This is a genomic window from Nocardia sp. NPDC050793 (assembly GCF_040654065.1).
Lineage (GTDB): Bacteria > Actinomycetota > Actinomycetes > Mycobacteriales > Mycobacteriaceae > Nocardia.
Genome location: NZ_JBFAHG010000039.1, coordinates 1 through 1095, shown reverse-complemented (window position 1 = coordinate 1095; position 1095 = coordinate 1). Strand labels below are relative to the sequence as shown.

Here is a 1095-nt window from a genome sequence, read left to right as displayed (position 1 = left end):
ACCGCGAACGTCGCCGCGTCCGGGTGCCGCGCGACCATGCGGGCGGCCAGGGTGAGCGGGTCGATGGGGGTCTCCGCCGCGAGCGCGACCTTCCTGGCCGCGACCACCTTGTCGAATTCGCCGAGTTCGAGTCGCTCCACCAGCGCGCGCACCCGCGCGACGTGCACGCGGGGAAGCGGGATCTCCTGCGTCCTTTGGACCTCCGGAAGGTCCGGGAGGTCGTCGGGCGCCTCCCACGGTCCGTCGGTGATCTCGGTGTGATCCGGCTGGGCCAGCGCGACCGGCCGGGTCGGGTCGAACGGCAGGGCACCGACGACGAGGTCGGCGTCCCCGCGGTGCAGGGCACGAGACGCCGACGCCACGTCGTCGAAGAGACGACGCGTGCCGGTGGCGTGCACGGTGCGATCGGCGCGGGAAAGCAGAAAACCGTCCATGGTGATTCGACGATATTCCTGCGCGCGCCGCCCTCAGCGGCCAGGTGGCACGATCAGCACGGGACGGTGGCTGTGGCGCAGGACGTGGTCGGCCACCGACGACTGCAGCAGGGACCGCAGGCCGGTGGTGCCTCGGGTGCCCGCGACGATGATGTCGACGTCGAGTTCGTCCGCGGCTTCGACGATCGCCGCCCACACCGCGTTGACGACCTCGACGGTGCGGCCCTCGGCGTGCAGGCCCAGCGAGTTGGCCAGTTCGAGCCCTTCGTCGTTGGTGACCTTCGCGTCGGTCAGCGCGATGTCCTCGCGGTCCTCGTCCGGCACCCATTCGGGTTGCATGACGCCGGACAGTCCCGACATCCGCGCGGCCTGCCGCACCATCGGCTCCCACGCCGTGACGACCACCGCCCGGCACGACTCGAGGAACCGCCCTGCGTACTGCACGGCCCGCTTGGAATTCTCGGATCCGTCGTAGGCGATGAGAATCAGATCTGCGGCCACCGGGCACCTCCTGTGTCGAGTGTTACGGGGTCGAGTGAGTCCGGGTGCGCCCCGGCTTGGCCTCGTCGACCACGGGATCCGGCACGAATGTTCGGGTGCACCTTAGCGTGCGCAGACCGGCTGCGGGAGGGTTCGTGGCACCGGTCCGCTACCGTCGGAA

1 protein-coding gene and 1 pseudogene are annotated in these 1095 nt (G+C 70.4%); both read right to left on the bottom strand.

Annotation, left to right across the window (positions count from 1 at the left end; genetic code table 11):
* Nucleotides 1–434 (bottom strand): annotated as a pseudogene (locus tag AB0H50_RS35595) (isochorismate synthase); the annotation flags it as partial.
* Nucleotides 435–467: 33 nt separating this feature from the next.
* Nucleotides 468–935, bottom strand: a complete 468-nt coding sequence (locus AB0H50_RS35590; protein WP_072703378.1) for a universal stress protein — start codon at nucleotides 933–935, stop codon at nucleotides 468–470.
* Nucleotides 936–1095: the final 160 nt, after the last annotated feature.